A 26678-nucleotide genomic window follows, 5' to 3' on the forward strand; every position below is an offset into this window, starting at 1 on the left:
TGAACCTGCGTAGTTCCGCGCTTGTGGCATGGCGGGCAAACGCCAATACTACACGCCGAATCGTGGCTGGGGCTGCCGAGTGTAACGCCTTGGCCGTGTGCCGGTGTCGTCACCACGTCCGCGAAGTGCGCATGCCCGCATGCCGCTCCCGGAGATGACCTCACCGGTGCGCGCCGCCGTCGTTCCCCGAAAGTGGGAACGCGCATAGCGAGCCGGGACAGTAGGCTGCGATTCGGGACGGACCCAAAACGAAGCCGGCGCACATGCATCGCGAGCATGCAACGGACGTGCAAGGACACACGACGGGTCCACGACGCTCACACGGCGTCACACCAAGAGGCGGGACAGCGCCGCAACGGCACCGTCCCGGGTTGCTGCCTTAAGCAGGCAGTTCCGAGGAGAGACAATGAATCGCATCTGGCAACAACTGCCCTGGGCAGCGGTGGCCGTCGTCGGCGCGTGCGCGCTCGGCACGGTGGCTCTATCGCGCGGCGAAACCGTCAGCGCACTCTGGATCGTGATCGCAGCCATCTGCGTTTATCTGATCGCGTATCGCTTCTACAGCAAGTTCATCGCCACGCGCGTGGCGCAACTCGACGGCACCCGCATGACGCCGGCATGGCGCCATAACGACGGTCTGGATTACGTCCCGACCAATCGCTACGTGCTGTTCGGCCACCACTTTGCCGCGATTGCCGGTGCCGGACCGCTGGTCGGTCCGGTGCTCGCCGCGCAAATGGGCTATCTGCCGGGCATGCTGTGGATTCTCGCGGGCGTGGTTTTCGCGGGCGCGGTGCAGGATTTCATGGTGCTGTTCATCTCCACGCGGCGCGATGGCCGTTCGCTGGGCGATCTCGTGAAGGCCGAACTCGGCATGATTCCCGGTGTGATCGCACTGTTCGGCGCGTTCCTCATCATGATCATCATTCTCGCCGTGCTGGCGCTGATCGTGGTCAAGGCGCTCACCGGCTCGCCGTGGGGCACGTTCACTGTCGGGTTGACGATTCCGATCGCACTTTTCATGGGCGTGTACACGCGCTTCATACGTCCGGGTCGTATCGGCGAAGTGTCGATCATCGGCTTTGTCATGCTCATGGCCGCCATCTATTTCGGCCAAAGCGTGCACGACAGCGCTGCCCTCGCGCCACTGTTCACGTTCGACGGCAAGCAACTCACCTGGATGCTGATCGGATACGGTTTCGTCGCCTCGGTGTTGCCCGTTTGGCTGCTACTCGCACCGCGCGACTACCTGTCGACGTTCCTGAAGATCGGCACGATCCTCGCGCTCGCCATCGGCATTCTGGTCGTTGCCCCCGAACTGAAGATGCCCGCGCTGACACAATTCGTCGACGGCAGCGGTCCGGTCTGGTCGGGCAAGCTGTTCCCGTTCCTCTTCATTACGATCGCTTGCGGCGCCGTCTCCGGCTTCCACGCCCTGATCTCGTCGGGCACCACGCCGAAGTTGCTGGACAACGAGGTCAACGCGCGCTTCATCGGTTATGGCGGCATGCTGATGGAATCGTTCGTGGCCATCATGGCGCTGGTGGCCGCATCGGTGATCGATCCGGGCGTCTACTTCGCGATGAACAGCCCGGCCGCCGTGATCGGCACGACGCCGGAAGCCGTGGCGCAGGTCGTCTCGGGCTGGGGTTTCACGATCACGCCGGACGTGCTCACTGCCACGGCGCGCGCCGTCGGCGAAAATACGATCATTTCGCGCGCCGGTGGCGCCCCGACGCTTGCTGTCGGCATGGCGCACATCCTGCACCAGGTCGTGGGTGGCGAGGCGATGATGGCGTTCTGGTATCACTTCGCCATTCTGTTCGAAGCCCTGTTCATCCTGACCGCTGTCGATGCAGGCACGCGTGCCGGGCGCTTCATGCTGCAGGACCTGTTGGGCACGTTCGTGCCGTCGCTCAAGCGTACGGAGTCGCTGCCGGCCAACCTGATCGCTACCGCATTGTGCGTGGCTGCGTGGGGCTACTTCCTGTATCAGGGCGTGGTCGATCCGCTGGGCGGCATCAACACCCTGTGGCCGCTGTTCGGTATCTCCAACCAGATGCTCGCCGCCATCGCGCTGATTCTGGCGACCTGCGTGCTCTTCAAACTCAAGCGCGAACGCTTCGCCTGGGTGACGATTCTGCCCACGCTGTGGTTGCTTGCCTGCACGCTCACGGCGGGTTGGCAGAAGATGTTCGATCCGGATCCGAAGGTCGGCTTCCTCGCCCACGCAGCGAAGTATCAGACGGCATTGGCGGACGGCAAGTTGCTCGCCCCGGCCAAGACGGTGGCGCAGATGCAGCAGATCGTGTTCAACGACTACGTGGATGCCACGCTCGCCGGTGTGTTCATGTTCGTGGTGGTCGCGGTCGCGGTGTTCGGTTTGCGTACGATCCTCGTGGCACGCCGCAATCACAAACCGACGGCCAAGGAAACACCGTTCGAGCCGATGCCCGCCGGTCAGCGCGTCTGAGACGCCGCGCGCCGCACACGAACACAGGAGTCGCCATGCTTGATGAAGTCGGCAAGGTCGGACGGTATCTGGGGCAGGCCATGCGTCTGATGGTCGGTCTGCCCGATTACGACACGTATGTGGCGCACATGCAGGCCACACACCCGGATCGGCCGGTCATGAGCTACGAGGCGTTCTTCCGCGAGAGACAGGAAGCCCGTTACGGCGGCAAGAGCGGTGGCCGTTGCTGTTGAAGGACATTCGGCGATGTTACCGTTTATCCCTCGATGACGTCGCGAATGAAAAACACCCGGTGGAGATCCCACCGGGTGTCTTGTTTTCGCGACGTCGTTCGCCTTTGACCTTTGCCGGCCGGGTGCGCACGGCGTATGGCAGCCGACGCGACGCCGTCGTCACATCACCTTCGCACAGCGTTCGTGGGCCGCACTGCGACGGTAGCCGTCGAAGACCTGCGCGACCACGCGTACCAGCAAGCGACCCGCCGGCAGGACGCGCAGCCCGTGGGCGTCGATGGCAACGAGGCCGTCGGCGGCCAGATCGGCCAGTTCACCCAACTCGTTCGCGAAGTACGACACGAAGTCAACGCTGTGTGTCTGTTCGATGGTGCCGAAATCGAGCGCCATGTGACACATCAGACGCGAAATGACGTCACGCCGGATGTGGTCGTCCGCATCGAGCCGCACGCCCCGCGCGATGGCCAGTCCCCCGGCATCAATGGCGTCGTAATACGTTTTCAACGTCTTGGCGTTCTGCGCGTAGCTGTCGCCGATATGGCCGATGGCCGACATGCCCACACCGATGAGATCGCAATCGGCACGCGTGCTATATCCCTGGAAGTTGCGATGCAGGGTGCCCGCCGCCTGCGCGAGCGCGAGTTCGTCGTCGGGGCGGGCGAAGTGATCCATGCCGATGTAGACGTAACCGGCCGCGGTCAGGCGGGTAACGATGGTTTGCAGCAGCGCGAGCTTTTCCGGTCCGTCCGGCAGCGTATCCGGCAGGCAGCGCTGCATCTTGAACTGGCCGGGCAGATGCGCGTAGCTGAACACCGACAGTCGCTCGGGAGCCATCTCGATTACCGCGTCGAGCGTATTCGAAAACGACTCGGTCGTTTGATGCGGCAGGCCATAGATCAGATCGAAATTCACCGACTTGAAGCCGCAACCGCGCGCCGCGTCCAGTGTCGCTTCGACGAGCGCGCGTGGTTGCACGCGATGAATCGCTTCCTGAACGCGCGGGTCGAAGTCCTGCACGCCGATGGACAGACGATTAAAGCCGAGGGCACGCAGCGCGCGGATCGATGCCGGCCCCGCGCTGCGAGGATCGATCTCGATGGCGTACTCGGCGCTGTCGTCGTGCCCCATGACGAAGTGGCGCCCGATCGCATCGATGAGCGAGGCGATCTGTTCGAGCGACAGGAACGTCGGGGTGCCGCCACCCCAATGCATCTGGGCGAGCGCGCGCCCGGCGCCGAGCAGCGACGCCTGCCGCGCGATCTCGGCGTGCAGGCGTTCCACGTAGGCATCCGCATGCGCGCGATTGTTCGTGACGATCTTGGTGCACGCGCAGTAGAAGCACACCGTGTCGCAGAAGGGCACATGCGAATACAGGGAGACCGGCTTGCCGGTGCGCTTGGACTGGGCCGCGGCGCGCGCGTAATCGCTGGCGCTGAAATCGTCTCGGAACTGGAGCGCCGTGGGATATGACGTGTAACGCGGGCCGTTGACGTCGTAACGGCCGAGAAGGCGTGCGTCGAAGTGAAGTGGCGTGGTGTGCGCTGTGTGGGCCGTGGCGGTCTTGTGGTCGCCGGGCGCGTTGGCGCAAGGCGTCGACAAAATGGGAGTGGGGTTCATGACGAGGCCTGTAACAGTCGGTGGAGTCGGTGCAGCCGGTGACATTCGACTGTAGTGCCGCCGCGAGCGGCGTGTCGTGACCTGCGTCAAACACCCGGCGCGCGGCATGCATGCCGCGTGCGAACGGTGTCATGTGTTGTGCCATTGCGCAAAACTCGGCATCGGCGGCGCATTTGTGCGTTGACGTGCGCATGGGGCACGGCCGTCGTGCGTCAAAATCATTGCCGCGGCAGGCAAATTTTTGTCGCGTACGGTAAGCTAGCGCCTAATTGAAGTCCCCCGCCGTGTCGACAGCCCTGGCGGCACGCGCGAGGCTCGCCCCGGAACCGCCGGGGCGGCGGTCCGACCGGTGCCCGCGGGTATCCGCAGTGCCGGTACTTAGCCGGTCCGCCCATACTCGTTTTTGCCGGAACGACGCGGCATATCACGATCGGAAACAACATGGACCGTCTGCAATCGATGCGCGTTTTCGTCAAAGTGGCCGACAACGGGAGTTTCGCCCGTACGGCTGCCCAGATGGATCTGTCCGCCGCTGTCGTCACCCGGCACGTCGCAGAACTCGAATCGCACCTCGGCGTTCGCTTGCTCAATCGCACCACCCGCAGCCTGTCGCTCACCGGTGCCGGGCAGGTGTATCTCGAACGTTGCCGGCAGATCATCGACGAAGTCGACGAAGCCGATGCGCTGATTTCGAGCGCCTCTCGCGATCCCAAAGGCACATTGAAGGTCGTAGCGCCTGTCTCGTTCGGGGTGCGCAACCTCGCACCGCTCCTCAAGAAGTATCAGGAACTGCACCCGAAGGTGGTCGTGGATCTCACGCTGACCGACCGCGCGGTCGATCTGGTGGAAGAAGGTTACGACTGCGGCATTCTGCTCACACGCATGATCAACAGCGAAAGCCTGATCTCGCGCGTTCTGGCTGAAACGCGCGTGATGCTCTGCGCATCGCCGGCCTACATCGCCGAGCACGGCGAGCCGGTAACCCCGCAGGAGTTGGGCGAGCATGGGGTGCTGGGCCTGCCCAGCGAATTCTGGAGCGACGACCGCGTGTTCGCCGGGCCGGACGGCGAAGTTCGCGTGCGGGTGCAGAACAAGCTCATTTGCAACAACACGGCGCTGCTGCGTCAGTCGGTGCTGCTGGGACACGGCATTGCGTTTCTGCCGTCGTACCTCGTCGGCAACGATGTGCGCGACGGCGATCTCGTCGCGTTGATGCGCAACTATTCGCAAACGCCCATCGACGTCTCGCTCGTCTACCCGAGCCGTAAGTACCTCTCGGCGAAAACGCGCGGTTTCATCGATCTGACGGTCGAATACTTTCGCCAGAACGAGAGCATTTCGGCCGCCGAGCGCTGGGTGCCGCCGAAACTGTCCACTTCCGCCACACCTTCGACGCCGAATACCGAAATGCCCGTGTGACGCGGTTTGCATCCCAGGACGCAAAACGGCCACTCCCGCAAGGGAACCGGCCCCCAAGAGTTGGATTCATGTCCAAAACTATTGGGGGGCAGTTCAAAGGGAAGTGGCCGTTTTTTTATTGCCCCGGCGACACGGGGCAATGGCGACAAGGTGTGACAACCCCGGTAGAGCGGGTCAGAACGGTGCGTCGTCCTCGTCGAAGGCGGCATCGTCCGACTTGCCGGCCGTGGCCGACTTGGTCGCCGGCCTGGCCTTCGCGGCCGTCTTCTTGGCAGCGGCCTTCCTGGCCGGTGCCTTGGCCGCTGCGGTCTTCGTCGCCGTCTTGCGCGCCGGGGCGGCCTTCTCTTCGCCCTCGTCCGTTTCCGTGCCTGGCTTGGCTGCCGTCTTCTTCGGGGCCTTCGCTTCGAACTCGAAGCCGATCTTGCCGTCCTTCTGCTTGGCCAGATAGGCCTTGAACGTGCGGCCGGTGCGCGACGACTTGAAGTTCGTCAGCAGATCCGTCTTGCCCTCGGTGAGCAACTTGTGAATCTGTTCGCGCGAGATTTCCTGCTGGAGGATCACCTTGCCCGACGTGAAATCGCAGGTCTTCGGATTGGCCACGGCGTTCTCGCAGACGTAACGCATACCGTGCTCGAACACGCGTGCGTTGCACTTCGGGCAATGGCCGACCGGTTCCTGACCCGAGAAGTCCGGAGCTTCGCCGTCCTCGTCGCCGTTGTCCTGACCGAAGTCGAATTCGAGCTTGTAGCCCATTTCGTCATCGGGCGAGAGTTTGATGATGGCCGAGAACGGACGCCCCATCTTGCTGCGAAAGCCTGACAGCGGACCGATCGTCTTGTTCTTCAGAAGTTCTTCGACTTCCGGAATTTCGAACTGGCGTCCGCCCGGAATCTTCGAGATCGAGAAGTTGCACTTCGTACAGGCGAAACGACGGTAGTTCTCCTTGACCACGCCACCGCAATGCGGGCACGGCGTGCTAAGCGTTGCGTAATCGCCGGGAATGGTGTCCGAGTCGTATTCCTTCGCGCGCTTGACGATGGTCTGCGTCATCTGCGCGATTTCGTGCATGAACTCGTCGCGCTTGAGACCGCCACGCTCGATCTGCGAGAGCTTGGCTTCCCATTCGCCCGTGAGTTCGGGCAACGTGAGTTCGTCCACGCCGAGACCGCGCAGCAGCGTCATCAACTGGAAGGCCTTGGCCGTGGGATGCAACTCGCGGCCTTCGCGCACGAGGTACTTTTCTGTGAGCAGACCTTCGATGATCGCCGCGCGCGTGGCCGGGGTGCCGAGCCCCTTGCCCGCCATCGCTTCGCGTAGTTCGCCGTCTTCGACGAGCTTGCCCGCGCCTTCCATGGCGGAGAGCAGCGTGGCTTCGCTGTAGCGTGCGGGCGGCTTGGTTTGCAGGCCGATGGCGGCGACCTTGTCCACACCGACCTTCTCGTCCCTGGCGACCGGCACCAGGTTCGGCTGGTCTTCCTTGCTGTCTTTGGCGTCCTTGCCGTCGTCGGCGCCTTCCTTGCCGTAAATGGCAAGCCAGCCGGCCTGCACGAGCACCTTGCCTTCCGTCTTGAAGTGATGACCGACCACTTCCGTGATACGGGTCGTCACCTGATATTCGGCCGCGGGGAAGAACACCGCGAGGAAACGCTTGACCACGAGGTCGTACAGCTTCTGTTCCGGCTCGGACAGGTTCTTCGGCGCTTGCAGCGTCGGGATGATGGCGAAGTGATCGCTGATCTTGCTGTTGTCGAAGATCCGCTTGTTCGGCTTGACCCAGTCCTTGTTCAGGATCTGGCTGGCGAACTGGTGATAGTTGTTGCTCTCTTTGAGCACGGCCATCGTCTCCTTGACGGTGGCCAGATAGTCTTCCGGCAGGGCACGGGCGTCGGTACGCGGGTACGTCAGCACCTTGTGCTTTTCGTACAGGGCCTGCGCCAGACCGAGCGTGTTCTTCGCAGAGAAACCGAAACGGCTGTTGGCTTCGCGTTGCAGGCTCGTCAGATCGAACAGCAGCGGCGAGAGCTGGCTCGACGGCTTCGATTCTTCCGTGACGGTCCCGTGCTTGCCGCGCACGGCGGCCACGACCGACTCGGCGGCCGCCACGCTCCACAGACGCGAATCGCGCTGCTCGGGATCGAATTCGTTGCGCTTGAAGTTCGGGTCGAACCAACGGCCTTCATAGAAGCCGGCGGCTGCGACGAACTCCGCCTTGACTTCCCAGTAGTCGCGCGAGACGAACTTGCGGATCTTCTCTTCGCGCTCGACCACGATCGACAGCGTCGGTGTCTGCACGCGACCCACCGTCGTAAGGAAGAAGCCGCCGCCCTTGCTGTTGAAGGCGGTCATGGCACGCGTGCCGTTGATGCCGACGAGCCAGTCGGCTTCGGCGCGGCTGCGTGCGGCATCGGCCAGCGGCAGCATGTCGTCGTCCGTGCGCAGACGCTTGAAGCCGTCGCGGATCGATTGCGGCGTCATCGACTGAAGCCACAGGCGCTTGATCGGCTGCTTCGCCTTTGCGTGCTGGGCGATCAGGCGGAAAATCAGTTCCCCCTCGCGTCCCGCGTCACAGGCGTTGATCAGGACATCCACGTCCTTGCGCTTGATGAGCCGGGTGAGCACCTTCAGGCGCGACTCGCTCTTGGCAATCGGCTTGAGGTCGAAGTGGGGGGGAATCACGGGAAGGTTGGCGAAGCTCCACTTGCCGCGTTTGACTTCATAGTCTTCCGGCGCGCCGATTTCGACGAGGTGGCCAACCGCCGACGAGACGACGTAATCGTCGTTCTCGAAGTACTCGTCATGCTTGGTAAAGCCGCCCAGCGCCCGCGCGATGTCATTCGCGACAGACGGTTTCTCGGCAATGATCAGAGCTTTTGACATGACGTTAAGTAATATTGAGGGGGTGTCGCCAGGCGACATTCGTTGGCTTTATAACATATAGCCAACCCGGCGTTGCCGTCGGATCGGGCACAAGGCGTGCCTGAAAGCGGCACATCATAAGCGCGTCGCAAGCCGGCGGCAAGGGTGGGGACGGCGGGGCGCGCCCGCGCCCGTCCGGCGCCGTTCGGGCATTGCGCGGCGGGACTTCCGGGGATCAGCCGGCGAGCAGATGTTCGCGCAGCGCCGGGGCGACAACCGTGGCGTTACTCAGCACGCCCGCGTCGAGCATACGTTCCAAAATGCCGATCGCCGGCAGCACCGGACCGAAGAAACGGGCTTGTCCGGCGGACTGGGAGGTGTCCTGCACCAGCAGGGTCGGGAAATTCTCGATGTCGTGGTCGTCGAGCCAGTCGGCGTGCGTCTCGATATCCACCCAGACGAAACATAGCTCGGGATGCTTCGCCGCCAACTGCTCGAACGTCTGCGCGTATTCGCGGCACGTGCCGCACCACGCCGCGCACAGGCAGGCCACAAGGCGTGTGTTGCCATCGGCCAGCGCAGCAGCAAGCGCGGAACGGTCGGCGACGGGATCGAAAACGGGCATGGTGTCGTGATGTCGGTATCGGGATGTGGGGGCGGGCAGGGCACTCGCCGCTAGCGGGCCGGCCGGGGGCAGATCTGCACGAACCGGCCGCCCGGCAGGCGGGCCACGCGGCCATGGAGTTCGAGCACACCGAGTTGCGACAGGACGGTGGCAATGCCCAGACCGGAGCGCTCGCAGAGGGTGTCCGCGTTGACCGGATCATACCCCAGCGCCTCCAGGATCGCTGCCGTGCCCGCCGGCGGTGCGGCGGCGGAGTCGCCAACGGGTGGTTCGGGTGGTTCGGGCGTCATGCCGGCGTGGACCGCCGCGACGGTCCCCGCGTTCCCATTGCCAGCGGCGCGAAGGCGTTGTTCCCCATTGCGGGGCGCGGTCGAATTAGGCGGCCGATGCCGCACGGCGGTACGCCGCGGCCTGCCCTCTTTGGCGGCAAGGCTCGACGCGTCGGCCGGACACGCCATGCCCATCGCTTCGAGGATGTCTTCAGGGCACGCTGCCAGGGTTGCGCCGTCCCGTATCAGCACATGGCAGCCTTGACTCTGCGGGGCGTGGATCGAACCGGGCACGGCCAGCACGTCGCGCCCAAGTTCCCCCGCCAGACGCGCAGTGATGAGCGATCCCGAATGCGTCGTCGCTTCGATGACGGCAGTGCATCGTGCGAGCGCGGCGATGAGCCGGTTGCGTTGCGGAAAATGTTCCGGCCGGGGCGGGGTGCCGATGGGAAACGCCGAGAGCAGCAGGCCCCGCTCGGCAATTCGCTCTGCGAGGGCGCGATGGCGAAACGGGTAGACGATGTCCGCACCGGTGCCGATGATCGCGCACGTGCTGCCGACCGTGTCCAGTGCGCCTTCGTGCGCGGCTGCGTCAATACCGGCGGCAAGTCCCGATACGACCAGGACGCCCGCGTCGCCCAGTACCCGGGCGAAGTGACGTGCGTTGTCGCGTCCCTGCGGGGTCGCGCGTCGGCTGCCGACGAGCGCTGCCGCCATCCCTCCGGGCGCACCGGTGGCGTCGGCGCGGTTCGCCAGGCACACGTCGCCCCGGCAGTAGAGTATGGGCGGGGCATCGCCCAGGGCGAGAAGTGCACGCGGGTAGACCGCCTCGGACAGGGTGACGACGGTGCATCCCGGGTGCGACGCCCATGCCAGCGTGCCGGCGATCAGTTCGGCGAGATCGGCGCACGTGCGGGCGAGCAGACGCGAGGCGACGTCGTGCGGCACGATCTCCGTCAATACGGCGCGTGGCGTCTGGAAAACGACGCCGGGCGGCCCGAGTGCCGCCAGCAGACGCCGTGCCGCGGCGGGCGGCACGCCGGGCGTATGGCACAACCGCAGCCAGTCTGCGATTTCGTCCGGGGAAGCCCCGGCCTGCCTGTTTGGGACAGGGGGCGCCGGCGGGAGCGCTATGCTAAAATTTTTCATCATCCGGTAAGCATTGACCGGGGGGCCAGAGCAGGCAGCGCGCGCGGCGACTCGTCGCGGCGCTCATCAGCCATCGCACGATTGTGCGTTGGCAGGCGCCCACGGGGCAATGCGGCGAATTCCCGTTTTCATCATGGCATTGCTACCCATTCTTCAGTACCCCGATCCGCGTCTGCACAAGGTGGCCAAACCGGTTGCCGAAGTCGACGACCGGATCCGTCAACTCGTCAGGGACATGGCCGAGACCATGTACGACGCCCCCGGCATCGGCCTCGCAGCCACGCAGGTCGACGTTCACGAACAGGTCATCGTGATGGACCTCTCGGAGACGCGCGACGAATTGCGCGTGTTCATCAATCCGAAGATCGTCTGGCGCAGCGACGAGCAGAAGGTCTACGAAGAGGGTTGTCTCTCCGTGCCCGGCATTTACGACGAAGTCGAGCGTGCCGACCGCGTGCGCGTGGAAGCGCTGAATGAAAACGGCGAGAAGTTCACGATCGACGCCGACGACCTGCTCGCCGTGTGCATCCAGCATGAAATGGATCACCTCAAGGGCCGCGTGTTCGTGGAGTACCTCTCGCCGCTCAAGCGCAACCGCATCAAGGCGAAGATGAAGAAGCAGGCCGTACGCGCCTGATTCCCCGCGGCGACGCCCATGGTTGGGCGCGCACGGTAAAGTCCTCTATACTTGCAGCGCTCGCGGGCCATGGGTCCGCCTTCTGCCGCTGCGACGGGGCGTCCCGAACGTCTGCCGCCGGGCCAAATTCCCGACTGTCCGCCGAGATGTCCATCGTCACCACTTCGCCGCCCTCCTTGCCCCCCTCGCCCCCCGCGCCCGCTTCGTATTCGGCACGCTCCCGCACGGTCTTCTGGCTGAGTGCCGCACTGCTGTTCGCCTTCCTGCTCGCCGGCCTGTTCGACCGCGATCCCTGGAAAGCCGATGAGCCGTATTCCGTCGGTATGGTGCTCAACTTCTTCCGGGGCCACGATCTGATCGTGCCGCGCGTGGCCGCCGATCCCTTCGTCGAGAAGCCGCCCGTCATGTACTGGACGGGGGCGATGTTGGCGAGAGCGACCTCCGGTGTGCTGCCGGTGTTCCAGGGCGCGCAGCTCGCCGTGCTGGCGTGGCTCGTGCTCGCCGTGTTCTGCGTCGGGCGTCTCGCGCAACGGTTATACGGTTCGGACAACTTCCACTGGCTCGCGCCGATGCTCATGGTCGGCAGCTTCGGCGCCATCGAGAACATCCATAAATTGACGGCGGATGTCCCCCAACTCGCGGGGGCGGCGCTGGCGTTGGCTGCGTTGGCACGTCTGGCCAGATCCGAAAGTTGCGCGCGCCGGTGGGGCCTGTTGTTCGGCACGGGCGCGGGTATCGCATTCCTTAGCAAGGGGCTGCTCGTGCCCGGCGTGCTCGGGCTCACGGCGCTGGCCGTGCTCGTGCTGCCGGCTTATCGCACGCGCCGTTATGCCGCGGCGCTCGGCTGGGCGGTGCTGGCGTCGCTGCCGTGGCTGATCGTCTGGCCGGTGCTGTTCTGGCGTGCGTCCGAGCCGCTGTTCATCGAATGGTTCTGGGACAACAACTTCGGCCGGTTCTTCGGTTTCGTGCATCTGGGCGGCGAGCGCAAGTCTTATTGGAACGACGTGACGAGTCTGCTCGGGCTGACGTTCCCGGCGGGCTGGCTCGCGCTGGGCGCATGGATCGCGCAATGTCGGCAAACCGGCTTGCGGCGCTTCGCCGCCGAACGCCCCGAGCTCGCCATGCTGTGGCTTTACGTCGTGCTGTTCGTGTTGACGCTGGTGGTCTCGTCGGCGATCCGCGACATCTATATGTTGTCGCTCTTCCCGGCCATCGCGGTGCTCGGCGCGGGCGTTCGCCTGCCTTCATGGCTCGAGAAGACATGGTCGGGCGTGGCGCTCGTGCTCATGAGCGTGCTGGGCGTGTTCCTGTGGGTTCGCTGGGGGCTGCAACTGACCGGCAATGGCCATGTTGCGGCCGGGCCGATCGGCAAGTGGCTGCCGCTCGATTACGTGCTGCCGTTTTCGCCGGGGCTCGTGTTGGCAGCGGTCGTTGTTGCGGGCTTGTGGGTGAGCGCCATCGTGCATCGCCGCGCCCTTGGCGCGCTCGTCTTCGGTTTTGCCGGACTGACGTTCGTATGGGGAACGCTCTCGACGTTGCTGCTCCCGTGGGTCAACGAAGCGCGAAGCTATCGCACGCCGTTCGCCTCGCTCAAAGCGGCGCTCGCGAAGGTGCCGCATACCGGTACATCCGAAGCGAGCACTTGCGTCGGATCGTTCAACGTCGGCGAATCGGAGCGCGGCATGCTTGACTATTTCATCGATGTTCGCCCGGTACAGTTGCCGGGGCTGGCCGACGCCTCGCGTTGCGGCGTGCTGCTCGTGCTCGACAAGGCCAGCTCACGGATCACCGTGCCCGAGGGCTGGCAGATGATCTGGCAGGGCGGTCGCGCAGGCGACACGAACGAGCGTTTCCGTGCGTTCGTCCCGTCTGCCGTCAAATAAATGAAGGCACGCCAGAGCGTGCCAGGCAGCGTTCAGCAGGAGGAAGTTCGTCATGACGCTTCGCATCGTTTTCGCCGGTACGCCGGAATTCGCCCAAACCGCGCTCGCCGCCATCGATGCCGCCGGCTTTTCTGTGGAGTTGGTGCTCACTCAGCCGGATCGTCCTGCCGGACGGGGCATGAAGTTGCAGGCCAGTCCGGTCAAGCGCTACGCCCAGGCACATGGCATGCCGATCGCGCAGCCACCCTCGCTGCGACGCCACGGCAAGTATCCGGAGGAAGCCACGGCGGCTATCGAGCAACTGCGCGCGCTTGCGCCGGACGTCATGGTCGTGGCGGCATACGGCCTGATCCTGCCGCAGGAAGTGCTCGATTTGCCGCGTTACGGCTGTCTTAACATCCATGGCTCGTTGCTGCCGCGTTGGCGGGGGGCCGCACCGATTCACCGCGCCATCGAGTCGGGCGACGCCGAGACCGGCATCACCATCATGCAGATGGACGCAGGGCTCGACACGGGCGCGATGATCCTGCGCGAGGTCGAACCCATTGGCCCGGAGGACACCACGTCGACGCTGCACGACCGCATGGCGGCGCTGGGCGGCAAGCTTATCGTCGACGCGCTGCGTCAACTGGCGCGCGACGGCCACCTGCCGTCCGTGGCGCAACCCGACGCCGGTGTGACCTATGCCGAGAAGATCGCCAAGCACGAAGCGGTACTCGACTGGCGCCGACCGGCGCAAGCGCTCGCACGGCAGGTCCGGGCGTTCGACCCGTTTCCCGGTGCACTGGGCACCGTGCACGCCACGCCCGTGAAACTGTGGCGTGCGAGCGCGGTCTCCGGACAAACGGGTGCGTCGCCGGGCACGGTGCTCGAAGTGAGCGCCGACGCCATCGTGATCGCCTGCGGCGAAGGGGCACTGCGCGTGACCGAGTGTCAAAAGCCGGGCGGCAGGCGTTTGCCGGTGCGCGAGTTTCTCGCGGGCTTCACCGTCGCGGCGGGCGACGTTTTTGCGTCCGGCGTTCCGGACGCCAAGCCGGACTGAGAGGTGGTGTTGGGAAACGTCGTTCCGATCAATAAAACAGAACGAAAATGTCGTAAAACGTCTTCGAAGTCGCAGGGAATCCCGGGGAACGTCGGAAAAATGTTCGAATCGGCGGCCGCAGACGTTGAATTTTCCCCATGCGGCGCCATCTAACGCCCGAGGACACGCAAAGTGCGTGATTCCCTCAAGTCATCAAGAATTTGCAGAGGAGAACACCATGTTCAATTGGATGAAGACCACCCTGCTGATGGCGGCCATCACCGCGTTGTTCATGGTGGTGGGCGGCATGATCGGCGGCAGGCAGGGCATGATGCTCGCGCTGGCGTTCGCGCTCGCGATGAATTTCTTTTCGTACTGGTTCTCGGACAAGATGGTGCTGCGCATGTACAACGCGCAGCAGGTCGACGAGACCAGCGCGCCGCAGTTCTACAACATGGTGCGCGACCTGTCGCAGCGTGCCGGACTGCCGATGCCGAAGGTGTATCTCATCAACGAGGACGCCCCGAACGCATTCGCCACCGGCCGCAACCCGGATAACGCCGCCGTGGCGGCGACGACCGGCATTCTGCGCGTGCTCTCCGAGCGCGAACTGCGCGGTGTGATGGCGCACGAACTGGCGCACGTGAAACACCGCGACATTCTGATTTCGACGATTTCCGCCACGATGGCCGGTGCGATTTCCGCGCTCGCCAATTTCGCCATGTTCTTCGGCGGACGCGACGAGAACGGCCGTCCCGCCAACCCGATCGCCAGCATTGCGGTGGCGATTCTCGCGCCGCTGGCCGCTTCGTTGATCCAGATGGCGATCTCGCGTGCCCGCGAGTTCGAGGCGGACCGCGGCGGTGCGCAGATCTCAGGCGATCCGCAGGCTCTCGCCTCGGCGCTCGACAAGATTCATCGCTATGCGCAGGGCATTCCGTTCGACACGGCCGAGCAGCATCCGGCCACCGCGCAGATGATGATCATGAACCCGCTGCGCGCAGGCGGATTGCAGAACCTCTTCAGCACGCACCCGGCGACCGAGGAGCGCATCGCCCGGCTCATGGAAATGGCGCGCACGGGGCGTTTCGAATAATCCGTCGCCACGAATCGGCCTCGTCGGTCTGCTATTCTGTTGCCCGACACCGTCCGATAGCCCTCCCATGCCCGCCGTCGAGCGGGCATGTTTGTTTGTAGAAGCCCATGCCGCAACCGAGTCTGCCCACCGAATCCCTGGCCTATGCGCTTCAGCGCGCTGCGCAGGCCCTCGAATCCGTCCAGAAGGGCACCGCATTGCCGCAGGCACTCGCGCAGGCCACCATCCAGTGCCCGCCGGCCGCCCGGGCCGCTTCGCAAGATCTCGCATACCGCGCGGTGCGGCGTCTGGGCAGCAGCCGGGCGTTGCTCGATCTGCTCGTCAAGTCGGCCCTGCAAGCCCGCGTGCGCGACATCCTGCTGTGCGCGCTGGCGTTGCTGCGAGACCCTCCCGAAGGCGCGGCATATACCGAATTTACCGTCGTCGATCAGGCTGTCGAAGCGATTGCCGCGCAACGGCGCACGGCGGCCGCAAAGGGGCTCGCCAACGCCGTGCTGCGCCGGTTTCTGCGCGAGCGCAACGCCTTGACGGCGCAAATCGCCGAACATCCCGAAGCGCGGTGGAATTACCCGCTGTGGTGGATCGACACCGTGCGAGAGGCGTACCCCGACCGATGGGAGATGCTGCTGGCCGCCGGCGACAGCCGGGGACCGATGACGTTGCGCGTGAACACGCGCCGCATCAGTGTGGCGCAGATGCAGGCGAATCTGGCCCAGGCCGGCATGCAAGCCGAAGTGATCGGCCCGGTGGCGCTGCGCCTCGCGCAGGCGGTGCCGGTGGAGCGGTTGCCCGGCTTCGCAAACGGTTGGGTCTCGGTGCAGGATGCCGGTGCGCAACTCGCCGCGCCGCTGGTGCTGGGCGAACAGCCGCACGCAGGTCTGCGCGTGCTGGATGCCTGCGCGGCGCCCGGCGGCAAGACGGGGCACCTGCTCGAAATGGCGGACGTGCACGTCACGGCGCTGGAGTCCGACCGCACGCGCGTGCCGCGCATCTACGAAAATCTGGAACGTCTCGGGCTGCAAGCCGACGTGCGCATCGGCGACGCCGGCAATCCGTCGAAGTGGTCGGGCGGCGGTTGGGACGGCGTGCCGTTCGACCGGATTCTGGCGGACGTACCGTGCTCGGCGGCGGGCATCGTGCGCCGTCACCCCGACATTCGGTGGCTGCGCCGGGCATCCGACATCGCGGCGCTGGTGGACGAGCAGCGCCGCATTCTGCTTGCGCTGTGGGACACGCTGGCCGTGGGCGGCGAACTGATCTATGCGACGTGTTCCATCTTCCCCGCGGAAAACGAACGGCAAGCGCAATGGTTTGAACGTGTTCGCTCAGATGCGGTACGATTGGACGCTCCCGGGCAATTGCTAATGACCCCTGGCGGCGCCCATGACGGCTTCTACTACGCTCGCTTCCAGAAACGGTGACCTTCTCCCAACGGCTACTGGCCTGCCTGCTGCCGCTGCTGTGCGTTCTTGCGCTCGGCTACGCGGCGAGCGCGCGCGCCGACAACGAAATTCAGGTGCGCGAAGTCCGGCTCGAACCGTCCGAGGGCGGCTGGTCGCTCGACGCGCGCTTCGCCTTCGAGCTCAATAGCAGTCTCGAAGACGCCGTCAATCGTGGCGTCTCCCTCTATTTCACGACCGACTTCGAACTCACGCGCTCGCGCTGGTACTGGTTCGACGAGAAGGTCGTCAACACGTCTCAGAGCGTGCGGTTGTGGTTTCAGCCGCTCACGCGTCAATACCGCGTCTCCAGCAATAACGGCAACAGCAACAGCGGTGGCCTGCAACTCGGCTTCGGCTCGTTGCGCGAGGCACTCGCGCTCGTGCGCAACGTCAGTGGCTGGCGGGTGATCGAGAAGGGCGTGGTCAAGCCGGGCACGCAGTATCAGGCGTCAGTGCGCATGCGTCTCGATAACGCGCTCATGCCCAAGCCGTTTCAGATCGACGCCGTGAACAACCGCGACTGGAACCTGAGCTCCGACTGGGCGCGCTTCCTGTTCTCGCCGTCTCCGCCGCCTGCGGCGGCGAGTCTGCCGACGGCTCCGGTCAATGCTGCGGCGACGCCCGGCCCGGGGACTTCCGCCTCGGGCGCCGGGTCGCCGACGACGCCGGCGCCGACCGGCACGTCGTCGGGCATCGGATCGACGGGGCTCACCGTGGCGGCCCCGGCAGCGCCGGAGGCATCGGATGGCGGCAATGGCAGGAATGGCGCGCCGGTCGCCGCGGCTCGACTGACGGGCAAGCTGCCGCTCGCCTTCAACGCGGCGGTGCCGCCCGGAGCTGCCCGTGTCAAATAACGGCGGCGGCCTGCTCAAGCACATCGTCATTCGCACGCTGATCGTCACGATGGCGCTGGTCGCCATCGGCCTGTTCGGCCTGCTGGCGCTCGCCTCGGCCAATACCGAATTTTTCGACCGCTACTATTCGCTGCTCTACACGGCGAACATTGCCGTTGCGATCATCTTCGTCTTCATCGTCGGCGCGCTCGTGTGGATCATCCTGGTCCGGTTGCGCCAGCGGCGCTTCGGCACGCGACTGCTGGCGAAGCTCGCCATCTTCTTTGCGCTGGTCGGCGTGCTGCCGGGCGGCATCATTTACCTCGTGTCATTGCAATTCGTCTCGCGCAGCATCGAATCGTGGTTCGACGTGCGCGTGGAAACCGCGTTGGACTCCGGCCTGGAACTCGGTCGCGCGATTCTGAACAACGGCCTGTCCGATCTGAGCGCCAAGGCGCAACTGGTGGCCGATAACCTCGCGTCGAGCGGCGACAAGGGCGGCACGCTCACGCTGCTTCGCATGCGCGATCAGTTCGGTTTGCAGGACGCGACCATCGTCGACGGCAACGGCCGTGTGCTGGCGTCCGCGTCGGGCAACTTCAATGCGCTGGTGCCCGATCTGCCCACGCCATTGATGTTGCGCCAGGCACGTGTGCAGTCGCGCGGCTACACCGCAATCGAGGGCGGCAGCGAAGGCTACGACAAGCACGAAGGACACGACCAGTTGCGGTGGCGGGTCGTGATACGGATTCCGTCGAGCTATACCTCGTCGTTGCAGGACGACGAGCGCTTCCTGCAAGTCACGCAGTTCGTGCCGGCCAACCTGGCGCAGAACGCCGAGGCTGTGCAGAACGCCTATCGCGAATATCAGGAAAAGGCGCTCGGGCGCACCGGCCTGCGCAAGATGTATATCGGCACGCTGACGCTGTCGCTGTTCCTCGCGACCTTCGTGGCGATGATGCTCGCGCTGGCGCTCGGCAGCCAGCTCGCGCGGCCGCTGTTCCTGCTCGCACGCGGCACGCAGGAAGTGGCGGCGGGCGACTTGTCGCCGAAGGGCGAAGTTCGCACCAACGACGAACTCGGCTTCCTTACGCAGGCATTCAATGCGATGACGCGTCAGTTGTCCGACGCGCGCGCCACCGTCGAGCGCAACCGGCTGGCACTGGAGAGTTCGAAGGCCCACCTGGAAAGTATTCTGTCGAGTCTCACGGCCGGGGTCTTCGTGTTCGACCGCGACTTCAGGCTCACGACCGCCAACGCGGGCGCAGAGCGCATCTTCAAGCAGAGTTTTCAGGGGGAGCTCAACCGTTCGCCCGCCCATATTCCGGCACTGGTAGAGTTCGGGGAAACGTTGCGGCGCGCGTTTGCGGATCGCGATGCCAATGCCGACCTCGGCCCGGGCGGACACTGGCAACAGCAGATCGGTCTGACGCTGCCTGGCGAAACCGATGGCGTGACGTTGCTGGTGCGCGGCTCGCATCTACCCGAACCCATGGTCGCGGTGGATGGTGTGCCGACACGCGCGGGCGGCGGTTATGTGGTGGTGTTCGACGACATCAGCGACGTGATCTCCGCGCAGCGTTCGGTGGCGTGGGCCGAAGTGGCGCGGCGTCTCGCGCACGAGATCAAGAATCCGCTCACGCCGATTCAGCTCTCGGCGGAGCGCTTGCAGATGAAGCTGTCCGACAAGCTGCCGCCGGCCGACGCCGAAGTGCTGCGAAAGGGCGCGACGACCATCGTCAATCAGGTCGCGGCGATGAAACGCATGGTCGACGACTTCCGCGATTACGCGCGTCTGCCGCCGGCGATCATGCACCCGTTGCAACTCAACGATCTGATTGGCGAGGTGCTGACGTTATACGGGGTGGATGAAGGGCGTGGCGCGATTCGGCCGTATCTCGATGCCGAACTGCCGGAGATTCGTGGAGACTCGACGCAATTGCGGCAGGTTATCCATAATCTGCTCCAGAATGCTCAAGATGCCGTCGGCGGAACCGAAAACCCTCTTATCACGGTGGAAACGAAGACAGTAGAATACGCAGGAACGGATGTGCATCCTGGTGAACCGAAGCGCACGGCAGTGCGTCTGACGATCACGGATAACGGGCCGGGTTTCCCGGCGCGCATTCTGACCCGCGCCTTCGAACCGTACGTGACGACCAAGTCGAAGGGCACCGGACTCGGATTGGCGATGGTCAAGAAGATCATCGACGAGCATCAGGCGCGCATTGATATTCGTAATCGGTCCTTACCCGAGGGCGAAGGCAGTGCAGGTGCACAGATTTCGATCTTGTTTACTCAATTGGCTGACGACCAGGAACTGCCGCGCAACAAGCCGGCAGAACACACGAAGGTAGCGTAAATGGCAACCATTTTGGTGGTGGATGACGAAATGGGGATCCGGGAGCTGCTCTCGGAGATTCTGAGCGACGAAGGACACGTCGTGGAGGTGGCGGAGAACGCGCAGGAAGCGCGTGCGTTCCGTGCCGCCCACACGCCCGACCTCGTGCTGCTCGATATCTGGATGCCCGATACCGACGGCGTGACTTTGCTCAAGGAATGGGCGGCGCAGCAACTGCTGACCATGCCCGTGATCATGATGTCGGGACACGCCACGATCGATACGGCAGTGGAAGCCACGAAGATCGGTGCGCTCAATTTCCTGGAAAAGCCCATCGCACTGCAAAAGTTGTTGCAGGCGGTGGAGCAGGGACTGGCACGTGGCAAGCGCGAAGTCTCCGGCGGTGCGACCGGTGCCTTCGACGGCGACGACGAATCGCTCGACACCGGTGTGTTCGGTGAGAGCGAAACGCGCCATGCGGGCAACGGGCTGAACGGCGTGGCGTCGCATCATGCGCCGCTCGGCGGGAGCGATGCCGAAGGCGCGAGCGGCGTGGCTGGCTCGGGCATGTCGGCGGACATCTCCTTCGACGTGCCGCTGCGCGAGGCGCGCGACGCTTTCGAGCGCGCCTACTTCGCCTACCATCTGGCCAAAGAACACGGCAGCATGACCCGCGTGGCGGAAAAAACGGGACTGGAGCGTACGCATCTGTATCGCAAGCTCAAGCAACTGGGCGTGGAACTGTCCAAGAGCAAGACCTGACGGCGTGGCAGGGTGAGGTGGCGTGCGGCGTCGTCATGCCGCACGAATATCGTGGCCAATGCAGATTTTTTCGATGAAGGGCTTGCGCAAAGCGCATTCAGTCTCTATAATCGCTTCTCTCTTGGCCCGGTAGCTCAGTTGGTAGAGCAGCGGATTGAAAATCCGCGTGTCGTTGGTTCGATTCCGACCCAGGCCACCAAATTCGAAGGGCTTGCGCATATCGCAAGCCCTTTTTGCGTTTTGAACGAAAACGCTGCCCGATGATGGGTATAACGGCCCGGCGATAGCGACGCGGGGCAACGCGGTTCAAAATCGCGTGACATATCCCGCACGCGGGCTGCCCCGGAGGGTCCGACATGGCCCGATCGCTTGGTATCCGACGGCAGCCGCAAGCGCGTGCCCCGGCCCTTGTTGTCTCGATGATGCGATGTCCTGACGGCAATGGCGATACTGCTAGCGCACGATCATGACGACAAGCACCGATTCCGCTCTGGTTCTGTTCTCCGGTGGACAGGATTCCACCACCTGTCTTGCATGGGCACTCTCGCGTTACGCGCGCGTCGAGACGCTGGGTTTCGATTACGGCCAGCGCCACAGCGTGGAGCTGGAGTGCCGTACCGACGTGCTGGCCAAGCTGCGCGAACGTTTTGCGCAGTGGGCGCCGCGTCTGGGCGACGATCACATGATCGATCTGTCGATTCTTGGGCAGATCAGCGAGACGTCGCTCACGCGCGAGACCACGATTGCGATGGCGGCCAACAATCTGCCGAACACCTTCGTGCCGGGCCGGAATCTGCTGTTTCTGACGATTGGTGCGACCATTGCGTATCGACGCGGTCTGCGCGTGCTGGTCGGCGGCATGTGCGAGACGGACTTTTCGGGCTACCCCGATTGCCGCGACGACACGATGAAGGCGCTTCAGGTCGCGCTCAATCTGGGCATGGACCAGCGTTTCATCGTCGAGACGCCGCTCATGTGGATCGACAAGGCCGACACTTGGCAGATGGCGCAGGATCTGGGCGGCGACCTGCTCGTCGAGACGGTGCGCGAAGACACGCACACCTGCTATCTGGGCGAGCGCAGCGTGTTGCACGCGTGGGGTTACGGATGCGGCGAATGCCCCGCGTGTCAGTTGCGTCAGCGCGGCTACGAGCAGTGGCGGGCGCGCAGCGACGGCAGTGCTGCCTGACGCGTGCGCCGGGTATCCGGTCGAAATCGCCTATCGAAAGCACGGATCGAACGCATACATCGAACGCATCAACGAGAGAGTCAAGTCGAGAACATCATGACGTACGCGGTAAAGGAAATCTTCTACACATTGCAGGGCGAGGGCGCGAACGCCGGACGCCCGGCCGTGTTCTGCCGGTTTGCAGGCTGCAATCTGTGGACGGGCCGCGAAGAAGACCGTGCCGAGGCGGTATGCCAGTTCTGCGACACGGATTTCGTGGGCACCGACGGCGAGAACGGCGGCAAGTACCGCACGCCGGCCGACCTGGTCGCGCAGATCGTGGCCCTGTGGCCGCAAGGCGATCGCGCGCACCGCTTCGTCGTATGCACGGGCGGCGAGCCGCTGCTTCAGCTCGACGCGCCGCTCATCGATGCGCTGCATGCCGAGGGTTTCCGCATTGCGGTCGAAACCAATGGCACGCAGGCGATCCCCGACGGTATCGACTGGGTGTGCGTGAGTCCGAAGGCGGATGCCGAGATGGTCGTCACGCGTGGCGACGAACTGAAAGTCGTGGTGCCGCAGGATCGTCAGCGTCTGGCCGATTACGAAGCCCTCGACTTCACGCACTTCTATCTCCAGCCGATGGATGGCCCGCTGCGTGACACCAACACGCGGCTGGCGATCGAGTACTGCAAGTCGCATCCGCGCTGGTCGCTGTCGATGCAGACGCACAAATATCTGAATATTCCCTGAGCCGTTGCCGTGATTACGATTACCCGGAAACTCGAATTCGATGCGGGCCACCGCATTCCCGACCACCGCAGCCAGTGCCGCAACCTGCACGGGCATCGCTACGTGCTCGAAATCACTCTCGCGGGCGAGGTGAGTCGCGAGAGCGGCGCGTCCGACAACGGCATGGTCATGGACTTCGCCGACGTGAAGGCGCTCGCCAACGAGCATCTCGTCTCCGTGTGGGATCACGCGTTCCTCGTCTATGAAGGCGATACGGCCGTGCGTAATTTCCTCGAGACGATGCCCGGCCACAAGACCGTGGTGTTCGATCGTGTGCCCACGGTCGAGAATCTGGCGGCCGCGGCATTCGACAAGCTTAGCCACGTGTTCGACGCGCACTATGGCCGCGACCTGCGTCTCGTGCGTTTGCGCCTGTACGAAACGCCGAACTGCTGGTCGGAAGTCACCGCCTGAGCCCGAAGGCTTCGATGGTGCCTTCGCGAAACCGTGTTTCCGTTTTGGGATGACGCCCGACGCGAGCCGGATCCGATAGTTCGCCCGCAAACGCGACGGCGCCCGGTGCCCGGATGACCGAAATTGCAACCCGCCGGATCATGAGTCCGGCGGGTTTTTATTTTTCGGAGAAGCCATGACACAAATTTCAGCGTCCGCGGTAGTGGCACACGACACGCCGACGGGCGTCCGGCTGCGTTCCATTCGCCGCATCGGTTCGCAACAGAATCTGCTTTCGCTGGACCATGTTGCCAACCGGTGCGCGGCGCCTGCCGTCGACCCCGGAGCCCCGCGACGTCCGCGCGCCGGCTTTGACGAATTTCGCGAAGATGCGACGGGCGCCCGGTCGCAATCCCGGGGCGGTGCCGGTGCGAGAACGATGGCCGTGGCGCCAAGTGCGCCGCTCGCGCTCATGCCGTCCGGCGATGCCCAGACATTCGCCGCTCACCCCTGGGACGACCCGCCGCCGCCATATGCCCCGCGAGGCCGGGAGCCGGAGGTCTTGCCGCCATGCGCCCCGCCGCCGTACGGCGCATCGGACGCCCTCCAGGTCAGCGCTTCGCCGTGGGTATCCGCGTCTGCGCTGCCGCCACCGCCACCCTACGCTCCGCCATCCATAGACGCGTATTTGCGCGCCGGCTTCCCTCACTCCGATGTCTGACGCGATGTGCTACGAAGCCTCGCGGCAAACGTAGCGTTCGGGACCGGCGGATTCGACATCGCCCGGTCCCGATGCGAGAACCGCACCTCCCGGTCCGGCGCCCCTCTCTAAAGGACCTCATCGGGGTCGAAGGCCGCGCAAAGGCACCCGACGTGGAATGTCGCGCTATGATGCGGCTGGCATACCTCAATCCGATACGAAACCCGAAATAACGAAAGGGGACTCCGATATGAAGACGTTGCTGCGCGGCCTGCTGACCGCCTTCCTGTTCACCGTTTTTGCCGTGCCGGCGACATCGGCATTCGCCGAAGACAAGGTCGTGTATCACATCAACGATGCCGAGCATCAGGCGCTTGCCGGCCTGCGTAACATCCGCAACCAGCTCGATACGGTGCCCGAGTCGAAAATCGTCGTCGTCGCGCATTCGCAGGGCGTCGATTTCCTGATGGAAAGCTATAAGGACGCGGCCACCGTGGGCCCGCTGATCTCTGCCCTGCATGCGCGAGGCGTTAAATTCGAAGTGTGCGAAATCACGCTCAAGCAGCGCAATCTGAAGAAGGACCAGTTCGTGCTCGATGCCGATTTCACACCGTCGGGCGTGGTCGAACTCACGCGCTTGCAGCAAAAGGGCTACGCCTACATCAAGCCGTAAGTGTGTGCTGCGTCGCAACGCGAAGCCCCGGCCTGCGCCGGGGCTTCGCGTTTGTGCCGGGGGAGCGTTGCAGGACACGACCGTCGTCGTCCGGGCACGCTTCCGGCAACGGCTTTTCGTTTGGCGCACAATAGGCACACGCCCGCTCCCGGAGGTGCCCCATGAGCCATGTCGTCCCGACGTCTTCCGCCTCGCGCCGGTGGCTCGCCAGCGCCGTGCTCGCGCTCACCGGTGTCGCGTGCGCGCCGATTCCCTACGCCGTGGCAGCCGCGCAGGCGCCCGCCCAGGCGCTGACCGACGAGGCCGTGCACTACTACGAGACGGGCCAGCAGACGCAGGCACGCGAAGCGTTCCGGCGTGCTGCCGAGCAGGGTAACCGTCTTGCGCAATTCGATTACGCGATGATGTTGCTCAACGGCGAGGGCGCCGACGCCGATCCCAGCGGCGCCGTGCATTGGCTCGAGCGTGCCGCGAACGCCGGCATGACGCAGGCGCAATACGTCTACGCCAGGATGTTCGACGATGGCTATGTCGTCGGCAAATCGATTCCTCAGGCCAACCTCTGGTACGAGAAGGCGGCGCGCCAGGGGCACGTGCAGGCGCAGGCTGCCATCGCCAACGAGTACTTCATCGGACGAGGTGTCCCCAAGGACTACAAGACTGCGTTCACCTGGTACGAGAAAGCCGCGCGGGGCGGCGACCTGCCGTCGCAATACATCGTGGCCAGCTATTACGAGCGCGGCTATGGCGTCGTGACGCCTGACCCCGAACGCGCGCGACTGTGGTACGCAAAGGCCGCGGCCCAGGGCGACGTGGCGGCGCAAGGCAAGCTCGACGCCATGAACCGCGAACGCGCACAGCAGGGCGCGCTGGCGCCCGGCGCCAACACGGCCAAATAGCGCATCGCCCTTGGCAAATCTTGATCGCTCTTAATTCCGCTGCGAAGAATCCCATCATGAATCGCTGATCGACGGTCGGTATTCTCAACCTCAACGAATTCATTGTTGAGGAGCGCGAACGACCCTTGCCGGAATCCGATGTCCGACCGGCCGCGCACGCTCGCGAAGAGATGATGGAATCAGACACCCGACCCGCAGAGATCGACAGCCATCCGCCCGGTGCCGTATTACGCCTGTTGACCGGACCGATGCGCGGTTGCGAATTCTCCCTCTCGCCAGGGGTGACGCTGTTCGTCGTCGGTCCGAGCGATCCCGCCATCGACCGGGGCTGGCAAACGGAAATGCCGCCCAATGCCATCTATGTGCCGATGGACGGCGAGGGCGGCGACAACTTCGAAGTGCTCGTGGACGAGGCGGGGCGCGAGGGACTTTTCATCCGCATTCTGGGCGAAGCGTCCGGAGCCGAAGTGGCCATCGACGCGTCGCAGATCGTCCGGATGGGCGACGTGCGTGTCGGCGTGAAGCGTGTGGACGAGGCATGGTCCGACGACGTGCAGCGCAGTCTGTGCGCCGACGCGCGACTCGACGACGTCGCACGCCCTGCCTCCCTGCAACGACGCTGGACGCGAACGGTCGTGTCGTGCGCCGCCGTGATGCTCCTCGCGGCGGGCCTCTATGTCTACTGGCAGGCCGAGCCGCAACGACAGGCGCAAAGCGTCGCCGACTATCTCGAATCGCTCGGCGGGCGCGCCACGGTGCTGCCGGGAAGCGATGGACGTATCTATGTCCTCACCGGAGACCGGGACGAACGCAATGCGCTCGCGCGCGCACTGGGTGCCGACGTGGTCAGGCGTGAGCGGCTGGTGCTCATGGCGCTCGATGAGGAAAACGCGCGTATCACGCAGTGGATCGACGCGTCGCGCGTCGATGTCCTGTATTTCAAGCTCTCCCTCGAAGACCCTGCCGCGCCGGAGCTATGGATCAACCGAAGGAAGAACAGCCTTTCCGAAGCGGAGCTGGTGCGCTTTCGCGAAGCGTTGCTGGAAAAGATCCCGTACGCCAGACGCGTGAGCATCACGCTGCACGACGAAGGCGAAGCGAGCGGCGAGGCCGAAGACGCGCTCAGGCGGCAGATGGTGCCGTTCCTGCGCACCGACACGCCCGAAGGCGTGACGTTTCACATCAGCACCGAACTCGACGACGTTCAGTTGCGTCGTCTCTATGGATTCATGCAAACATTCGAAAAGCGCTGGGGCAAACGCCTGGTGCGTTTCAACATCGATCTGCGTGACGACTGGACCGCACAGCAATCGTACGCGTACGGTGCGGCCGCGTATGTGAAAGACGGGCCGCATCAGTGGCGCTTCCTCGATCGACAGTAAGTTAGGAGACCATAT

Annotated in this window: 21 protein-coding genes, 1 tRNA gene and 1 pseudogene; 19 read left to right on the plus strand and 4 right to left on the minus strand. The window is 64.4% G+C overall.

The features are described 5' to 3' along the window. Positions 1–406: 406 nt before the first annotated feature. The gene (locus AB870_RS00600; protein WP_047906527.1) at positions 407–2473 is read left to right on the plus strand and encodes a carbon starvation CstA family protein; all 2067 of its coding nucleotides are present in this window, start codon (positions 407–409) and stop codon (positions 2471–2473) included. Between the two features lie 35 nt (positions 2474–2508). Beyond that, positions 2509–2706 carry a YbdD/YjiX family protein gene (locus tag AB870_RS00605; protein WP_039394580.1) on the plus strand — a complete coding sequence of 66 codons (198 nt, stop codon included), beginning with the start codon at positions 2509–2511 and terminating at the stop codon, positions 2704–2706. A 159-nt stretch (positions 2707–2865) separates the two neighbouring features. On the opposite strand, the gene hemN is transcribed toward AB870_RS00605, so the two are convergent. After that, a complete protein-coding gene (hemN, locus tag AB870_RS00610) occupies positions 2866–4323 on the minus strand; it encodes an oxygen-independent coproporphyrinogen III oxidase (protein ID WP_084663186.1) in 1458 nt (485 codons plus the stop codon). A 441-nt stretch (positions 4324–4764) separates the two neighbouring features. Between hemN and AB870_RS00615 the strand changes: the two genes are divergently transcribed. Continuing rightward, positions 4765–5742, plus strand: coding sequence for a LysR family transcriptional regulator (locus AB870_RS00615; protein ID WP_047906528.1), 978 nt, complete (start codon positions 4765–4767; stop codon positions 5740–5742). 174 nt (positions 5743–5916) lie between these two features. Here AB870_RS00615 and AB870_RS00620 read toward each other — a convergent pair whose 3' ends face one another. The 3 genes from AB870_RS00620 to dprA all read right to left on the minus strand — a co-directional run bounded on the left by AB870_RS00620 (position 5917) and on the right by dprA (position 10548). After that, positions 5917–8619, minus strand: coding sequence for a DNA topoisomerase III (locus AB870_RS00620; protein WP_047906529.1), 2703 nt, complete (start codon positions 8617–8619; stop codon positions 5917–5919). A gap of 214 nt (positions 8620–8833) precedes the next feature. Then, complete coding sequence (locus AB870_RS00625; protein WP_047906530.1) at positions 8834–9223, minus strand: thioredoxin family protein; 390 nt, start codon at positions 9221–9223, stop codon at positions 8834–8836. A 50-nt stretch (positions 9224–9273) separates the two neighbouring features. Continuing rightward, positions 9274–10548 carry a DNA-processing protein DprA gene (gene dprA / locus AB870_RS00630; RefSeq protein ID WP_053059510.1) on the minus strand — a complete coding sequence of 425 codons (1275 nt, stop codon included), beginning with the start codon at positions 10546–10548 and terminating at the stop codon, positions 9274–9276. Between the two features lie 226 nt (positions 10549–10774). Between dprA and def the strand changes: the two genes are divergently transcribed. The 16 genes and pseudogenes from def (at position 10775) to AB870_RS00710 (ending at position 26663) form a co-directional block, all read left to right on the plus strand. Continuing rightward, the gene (gene def, locus AB870_RS00635) at positions 10775–11278 is read left to right on the plus strand and encodes a peptide deformylase (protein ID WP_047908627.1); all 504 of its coding nucleotides are present in this window, start codon (positions 10775–10777) and stop codon (positions 11276–11278) included. A 146-nt stretch (positions 11279–11424) separates the two neighbouring features. Next, on the plus strand, positions 11425–13161 hold the full coding sequence (locus tag AB870_RS00640; protein ID WP_053059511.1) for an ArnT family glycosyltransferase: 1737 nt from the start codon (positions 11425–11427) through the stop codon (positions 13159–13161). A 52-nt stretch (positions 13162–13213) separates the two neighbouring features. Beyond that, entirely contained in the window at positions 13214–14203 is a 990-nt protein-coding gene (gene fmt / locus AB870_RS00645; protein WP_047906532.1) for a methionyl-tRNA formyltransferase, read from the plus strand. 217 nt (positions 14204–14420) lie between these two features. After that, positions 14421–15278 carry a zinc metalloprotease HtpX gene (gene htpX, locus AB870_RS00650; RefSeq protein WP_047906533.1) on the plus strand — a complete coding sequence of 286 codons (858 nt, stop codon included), beginning with the start codon at positions 14421–14423 and terminating at the stop codon, positions 15276–15278. 107 nt (positions 15279–15385) lie between these two features. Continuing rightward, the gene (rsmB, locus tag AB870_RS00655) at positions 15386–16699 is read left to right on the plus strand and encodes a 16S rRNA (cytosine(967)-C(5))-methyltransferase RsmB (RefSeq protein WP_047906534.1); all 1314 of its coding nucleotides are present in this window, start codon (positions 15386–15388) and stop codon (positions 16697–16699) included. After that, a pseudogene (locus AB870_RS27000) lies at positions 16696–17280 on the plus strand (DUF4390 domain-containing protein); the annotation flags it as partial. The gene rsmB and the pseudogene AB870_RS27000, both read left to right, overlap by 4 nt. 343 nt (positions 17281–17623) lie before the next feature. Beyond that, positions 17624–19915: a sensor histidine kinase gene (locus AB870_RS00665; RefSeq protein WP_269466249.1), complete on the plus strand. Its 2292-nt coding sequence runs from the start codon at positions 17624–17626 to the stop codon at positions 19913–19915. Beyond that, positions 19916–20656: a response regulator gene (locus AB870_RS00670; protein ID WP_047906536.1), complete on the plus strand. Its 741-nt coding sequence runs from the start codon at positions 19916–19918 to the stop codon at positions 20654–20656. A gap of 123 nt (positions 20657–20779) precedes the next feature. Continuing rightward, positions 20780–20855 (plus strand) — tRNA-Phe (locus AB870_RS00675). Between the two features lie 267 nt (positions 20856–21122). After that, a complete protein-coding gene (gene queC / locus AB870_RS00680; protein ID WP_047906537.1) occupies positions 21123–21845 on the plus strand; it encodes a 7-cyano-7-deazaguanine synthase QueC in 723 nt (240 codons plus the stop codon). Positions 21846–21941: 96 nt separating this feature from the next. Then, positions 21942–22577, plus strand: coding sequence for a 7-carboxy-7-deazaguanine synthase (gene queE, locus AB870_RS00685; protein ID WP_047906538.1), 636 nt, complete (start codon positions 21942–21944; stop codon positions 22575–22577). A 12-nt stretch (positions 22578–22589) separates the two neighbouring features. Beyond that, positions 22590–23030: a 6-carboxytetrahydropterin synthase QueD gene (gene queD / locus AB870_RS00690; RefSeq protein ID WP_418304016.1), complete on the plus strand. Its 441-nt coding sequence runs from the start codon at positions 22590–22592 to the stop codon at positions 23028–23030. Between the two features lie 175 nt (positions 23031–23205). Beyond that, positions 23206–23730, plus strand: a complete 525-nt coding sequence (locus AB870_RS00695) for a hypothetical protein (RefSeq protein ID WP_071386815.1) — start codon at positions 23206–23208, stop codon at positions 23728–23730. Between the two features lie 229 nt (positions 23731–23959). Continuing rightward, on the plus strand, positions 23960–24382 hold the full coding sequence (locus AB870_RS00700; protein ID WP_047906541.1) for a DsrE family protein: 423 nt from the start codon (positions 23960–23962) through the stop codon (positions 24380–24382). A gap of 161 nt (positions 24383–24543) precedes the next feature. Next, entirely contained in the window at positions 24544–25281 is a 738-nt protein-coding gene (locus AB870_RS00705; protein ID WP_047906542.1) for a tetratricopeptide repeat protein, read from the plus strand. A gap of 170 nt (positions 25282–25451) precedes the next feature. Then, complete coding sequence (locus tag AB870_RS00710; protein ID WP_071386816.1) at positions 25452–26663, plus strand: PrgH/EprH family type III secretion apparatus protein; 1212 nt, start codon at positions 25452–25454, stop codon at positions 26661–26663. The last annotated feature ends 15 nt before the right edge of the window (positions 26664–26678 follow it).

The organism is Pandoraea faecigallinarum, assembly GCF_001029105.3.
Classification (GTDB): Bacteria; Pseudomonadota; Gammaproteobacteria; order Burkholderiales; family Burkholderiaceae; genus Pandoraea; species Pandoraea faecigallinarum.

What these genes read in the sequence shown, in the direction of transcription:
- AB870_RS00600 (WP_047906527.1), top strand. Translation starts at nt 407, where the DNA reads ATGAATCGCATCTGGCAACAACTGCCCTGGGCAGCGGTGGCCGTCGTC.
- AB870_RS00605 (WP_039394580.1), top strand. Translation starts at nt 2,509, where the DNA reads ATGCTTGATGAAGTCGGCAAGGTCGGACGGTATCTGGGGCAGGCCATG.
- hemN (WP_084663186.1), bottom strand. Translation starts at nt 4,323, where the DNA reads ATGAACCCCACTCCCATTTTGTCGACGCCTTGCGCCAACGCGCCCGGC.
- AB870_RS00615 (WP_047906528.1), top strand. Translation starts at nt 4,765, where the DNA reads ATGGACCGTCTGCAATCGATGCGCGTTTTCGTCAAAGTGGCCGACAAC.
- AB870_RS00620 (WP_047906529.1), bottom strand. Translation starts at nt 8,619, where the DNA reads ATGTCAAAAGCTCTGATCATTGCCGAGAAACCGTCTGTCGCGAATGAC.
- AB870_RS00625 (WP_047906530.1), bottom strand. Translation starts at nt 9,223, where the DNA reads ATGCCCGTTTTCGATCCCGTCGCCGACCGTTCCGCGCTTGCTGCTGCG.
- def (WP_047908627.1), top strand. Translation starts at nt 10,775, where the DNA reads ATGGCATTGCTACCCATTCTTCAGTACCCCGATCCGCGTCTGCACAAG.
- AB870_RS00640 (WP_053059511.1), top strand. Translation starts at nt 11,425, where the DNA reads ATGTCCATCGTCACCACTTCGCCGCCCTCCTTGCCCCCCTCGCCCCCC.
- fmt (WP_047906532.1), top strand. Translation starts at nt 13,214, where the DNA reads ATGACGCTTCGCATCGTTTTCGCCGGTACGCCGGAATTCGCCCAAACC.
- htpX (WP_047906533.1), top strand. Translation starts at nt 14,421, where the DNA reads ATGTTCAATTGGATGAAGACCACCCTGCTGATGGCGGCCATCACCGCG.
- rsmB (WP_047906534.1), top strand. Translation starts at nt 15,386, where the DNA reads ATGCCGCAACCGAGTCTGCCCACCGAATCCCTGGCCTATGCGCTTCAG.
- AB870_RS00665 (WP_269466249.1), top strand. Translation starts at nt 17,624, where the DNA reads ATGGCGCTGGTCGCCATCGGCCTGTTCGGCCTGCTGGCGCTCGCCTCG.
- AB870_RS00670 (WP_047906536.1), top strand. Translation starts at nt 19,916, where the DNA reads ATGGCAACCATTTTGGTGGTGGATGACGAAATGGGGATCCGGGAGCTG.
- queC (WP_047906537.1), top strand. Translation starts at nt 21,123, where the DNA reads ATGACGACAAGCACCGATTCCGCTCTGGTTCTGTTCTCCGGTGGACAG.
- queE (WP_047906538.1), top strand. Translation starts at nt 21,942, where the DNA reads ATGACGTACGCGGTAAAGGAAATCTTCTACACATTGCAGGGCGAGGGC.
- AB870_RS00695 (WP_071386815.1), top strand. Translation starts at nt 23,206, where the DNA reads ATGACACAAATTTCAGCGTCCGCGGTAGTGGCACACGACACGCCGACG.
- AB870_RS00700 (WP_047906541.1), top strand. Translation starts at nt 23,960, where the DNA reads ATGAAGACGTTGCTGCGCGGCCTGCTGACCGCCTTCCTGTTCACCGTT.
- AB870_RS00705 (WP_047906542.1), top strand. Translation starts at nt 24,544, where the DNA reads ATGAGCCATGTCGTCCCGACGTCTTCCGCCTCGCGCCGGTGGCTCGCC.
- AB870_RS00710 (WP_071386816.1), top strand. Translation starts at nt 25,452, where the DNA reads ATGATGGAATCAGACACCCGACCCGCAGAGATCGACAGCCATCCGCCC.